We start from the raw sequence: 3907 nt of genomic DNA on the forward strand, positions 1-3907 counted from the left end.
CGCGCCTGACCGACCGCCCCGTCGTCCGGCTCACCCGCGCGGTCGCCGTCGGCGAGGCCGACGGACCGCGCGCCGGGCTGGCGGCTCTCGCGGCGCTGGACGCCTCACTGCCCCGCCACACCGCGGTGGCCGCGTACCTCCACGAGCGCGACGGCGACCTGGCGACGGCGGCACGGCTGTACGCCGAGGCGGCCCACAAGGCACCCAACCTCGCCGAGCGCGACCACCTGACCCGCCAGGCCGCCCGGCTCAACGCCCGCCGGCATCTCTGACGGGTTGAGTAGGCAGGCGGAGACCAGTTGCACGACGCGTTGCCAACGCAGGAGCTCAGCGACTTACCTGGGACACCGAAGTGTGGTTATCCGCAGCTGAGTTTGACCGGTGCCGTTGCGGTCCCTGTGAGTACGAGGACTCATGACGCCCGCCGCGGTGCGGGAGACGATAGGGGCATGACGATGACCAGAACAACGGGGACCCGGTACGGGATGCTGCCGGTGGCGATGCTGGCCGTGCTGGCGGCGGGATGCGGAACGCAGCAGCCAGGGGATACCGCCGACGCGTACCGGCGTTCGCATCCCACGCCGACCGGGATATCGACACCGAGCACACCGGTGGACTTCCCGTGCCCCGGCGAGAGCCCCACGCCGACACCACCGCCGACGGCGGCCACTTCGGGCTCGGCCGCCCCCGGCGACCACTATGCCGAGAACCACGGCTTCAGGGTCCCCTTCCCGCTGCACGGGCAGCGCCGCTGCGACGGGCTCGTGGCCGTCGGGCGCATCGAGGCCGCGCTCGAACCGCTGCGCAAGCGCGGTGACTTCGCCCCGGAACACACCCGCAGCGCGCTCACCGGCCTCGGCTACCCCGCCGGGAAGGTGCGATCGTACGAGAACGGCCCCACCGGGGTCGGCTTCCTCATCGAGGTCGACGCCACTCCACTGTGCGTGGAGGGCACCATGAACCGTGACTCCACGCGGGCGAACCCCTTCGGCGGCTACCCCGACCACTCCGGTTGTGACACCCCCAGCGGCGGCCACTGACCAAATGGAGGCGGCCCGTCGTCGGGCGAGGCAGAGCAGGGCGTGGGTGTGCTTGTGCCTGTCGTCGTAGGCCCTGGAGGACACCGAGGCCCGCCGCGGTGGTGGACAGCGGGCCGTCGGTCCGCCCGTCGAGGGCGAGGGTCTCGTCAATGCGGGCTTCATCGGGCCCGTGGTCGCAGTCGTGCCGGCGCGGTGGCCTCCACCGGCCGACGCGCCACGGTGCTGCCGTGGGAAGTACTTGTGCTCACCGGATCTATCAGCCGCGCCGCCGCCGGGATGCCGCTGCGCTGTGAACTCGAACGCTCGACCGGGGCCAAATCGAGCCGGAAGCAGTGACCCGACTACGGCGAGGCAGCCCCGGGGATGTGGATCCGGACACGTCGAGCACCCGGCCGGGCCGCCGGCCGCCGCGCCGCTTTCGGGATCTTGGCCTCAGTGGATCAAGCAAAAGTGCACCCGGGACGGCGGACAGGTCCCGGCGCACGCTCCGCCCGATCGTGATCAAGTGCGTGGTCAGCGGCATCTGTCCGGTTATCGCCATGTGGCGAGTTCGGCTCGCTGCTCACCCGTGCGCTGGATGCGTACCGTCACCGACCTGCGACGCAGGGAGGGATGAAGAGCATGGGAAACAGCAGCGCGAGGAACGACGTAGGCACGGCCTACATCAATGACGTATTCATGCGGCACCCGCTGACCACACGGAACCAAGAGGAACTCGACATCGCCGCCAGGGCCACCGGCATCCTGGAGCGGAATCTGAGCAGGGGCGTGTTCAAGCGAAACCGTCAGGGCGGGGGCGAACAGGTACATCCCATCGGGTTCTCCCTGAACATGGTGCGCTACCCCGGATTCCCCGACGACGAACAGACCGCGCGCGAGCGCGGCTGGCGTGCCTGGATGAACGTCGGCGTACCGGTCATCGAAGAGCGGAGCGACATCCAGCAGCCCCCTCCCGACATGATCTCCAAGCAGACGTACATCAACGGCACCGACCCGATCAAAATCACCGTGACGGACACGGTCGAGTTCTCGATTTCGAACACGATCAGCTGGTCGCTGCAAGGGGAGGTGAAGCTCACCTTCGGCGCGAAATCCATCGCATCGCTCCAGCAGCAACTGCAGAAGAGCATGGAGATGAAGCAGTACCAGAAAACCACCTTGCTCAACAGCAAGGACAACCAGGGCGTCAATACGGAGTCCCAGACGGAGGCGACGAGCAACACCACCGCCACCAGTTCGGTCACCGGCACGGGGGAGCTGTGGGGTGAGCTGGCGCTCGGGATCACCGGCTCCGTCAGCGGTTCGCTGACCACCGAATGGAAGCACGTGTCATCGGTGAGTCTGGAAGTCAGCAGCCGGGCGGACGTCATGGCCACGACCCGTCGCCAGATCCGCCAGTTCGACTACGAATTCCCCGTCACCTTCGGCGGCTGGGTCGCTTTGTACTACCCCGAGCCGGTCGAGGTCAAGGAAACCGCCAAGCAGGGTGCCGAGCCGGGGTATTCCAAGGTCATCGCGTGGAAACTCGGCGAAGCCGCCCTCGACTCAAGTCGCTTCGACCTGGCCGACGAAGGAAAGCGGTTCATGCAGAAGGGGACGGCCGAAACCGTCGCCGTCCGTGCCGGGGAACACCGGGTGTTCCAGCCGGAAGTACTCGATTACCAGACGCAGAAGCAGCCGCTCTAGGGAGAAGCCCATGTCCTTCAAGAACATCTTCGACAACGGCGGGAACGAGGCCGGTTCCGCCGACCAGTCCGCTCAGAAACTCAACAAGGACACCCCCGGAGCCGGGGACGTCTCGGAGGCCGTGCGCAAGCTGGAAAGCGAGCGCGACCCGTGGCTCGTGCGCCAGACCGCGCACGGGGCGTTCGACGTCATGGGTTTCCTCAGTCCCCTCTTCCAGAGCACCCAGGGCGTGGCCGCCGCTCAGCGTCAGGTCTCCGAAGACCCGGGCTCGACGTCCAAGATGGCCTCGTCGACCACGAAGGCGTTCGGACCGCCGAAGGTGACCATCAGCGACGAAGACATGCCGAAGCTCGAGGACCTGTCGAAGCTCATTGCCAACAAGCGCAGCTACGCCCTGCTCGCGACGGGTCTGGGAACGTCCGAAGGCCTGGCGGTCGACCCGTCGCGGAACACGGCGTACGTCGCCGACCGGGGCGGCCAGAAGCTGTCCGCGGTGAAGGACGACACCGGCGCCCAGCGCGTGGCCGCGAGCACCCTCGGCGACGTCGGCGACGTGGAGGTCGACCGGCAGAACACGGCCTACGCCACGGACTGGGTCAGTGGGCGCCTGCTCGCTGTGAACCTGTCCGACGGCACCTCCCGCAAGATCGCCGACGTCCCGGGCGCGTACGGTGTCGCGCTGGACGTGGCGGCGAACAAGGCCTACGTCGCCAGCTGGACTGACGGGCAGCTGATCGCGGTCGACCTGCCGGGCGGGCAGAAGACCACGATCGCCACCGGCCTGGGGCAGGGCATCGCGGGAGTGGCACTGGACGGGAAGGGCAAGGCGTACGTCGGCCAGAAGGACAACGGCGGCAAGCTGTACGAGATCAGCCTGGCCGACGGCACCAAGCGCGTCGCGGCCACCCTTACCGGGGCGAGCACCATCCGCGTGGCGCTCGACGGCGCCGGCCGGGCGTACACCATCGACCACGTGAACGGGCGCCTCTACGAGATCACCCTCGCCGACGGCGCGCAGCGCGTGGTGGCCTCAGGCCTGGGGACGTGCGAGGGGCTCGCGCTGGACACCGTGAGCGGCTGGATCTACGTCAGCAACCGTGAAGGCCAGCTGTGGCAGATCGACCGGCGGGCCGCCCAGGCCCTGGGCGGCGTCGGCAAGCTCGCGCCGTAGGGGTTCTGTT

General features: G+C 68.5%; 3 protein-coding genes and 1 pseudogene. All 4 read left to right on the forward strand.

The genetic code is table 11. The annotated features are described in order from the left end of the window. Nucleotides 1–272, forward strand: a pseudogene (locus tag AB0I68_RS38775) (RNA polymerase subunit sigma-24); the annotation flags it as partial. Nucleotides 273–449: 177 nt separating this feature from the next. Then, nucleotides 450–1040: a hypothetical protein gene (locus tag AB0I68_RS38780; RefSeq protein WP_363182151.1), complete on the forward strand. Its 591-nt coding sequence runs from the start codon at nucleotides 450–452 to the stop codon at nucleotides 1038–1040. Nucleotides 1041–1652: 612 nt separating this feature from the next. Then, on the forward strand, nucleotides 1653–2726 hold the full coding sequence (locus AB0I68_RS38785; protein WP_363182152.1) for a gluconolaconase: 1074 nt from the start codon (nucleotides 1653–1655) through the stop codon (nucleotides 2724–2726). Nucleotides 2727–2736: 10 nt separating this feature from the next. After that, a complete protein-coding gene (locus tag AB0I68_RS38790; RefSeq protein WP_363182154.1) occupies nucleotides 2737–3897 on the forward strand; it encodes a hypothetical protein in 1161 nt (386 codons plus the stop codon). Nucleotides 3898–3907: the final 10 nt, after the last annotated feature.

It is taken from the genome of Streptomyces sp. NPDC050448 (assembly GCF_040655295.1).
GTDB lineage: Bacteria > Actinomycetota > Actinomycetes > Streptomycetales > Streptomycetaceae > Streptomyces.

Bases quoted from the DNA above. Each gene is read 5' to 3' on its own strand.
- AB0I68_RS38790 (WP_363182154.1), top strand. From the start codon at position 2,737: ATGTCCTTCAAGAACATCTTCGACAACGGCGGGAACGAGGCCGGTTCC.
- AB0I68_RS38785 (WP_363182152.1), top strand. From the start codon at position 1,653: ATGAAGAGCATGGGAAACAGCAGCGCGAGGAACGACGTAGGCACGGCC.
- AB0I68_RS38780 (WP_363182151.1), top strand. From the start codon at position 450: ATGACGATGACCAGAACAACGGGGACCCGGTACGGGATGCTGCCGGTG.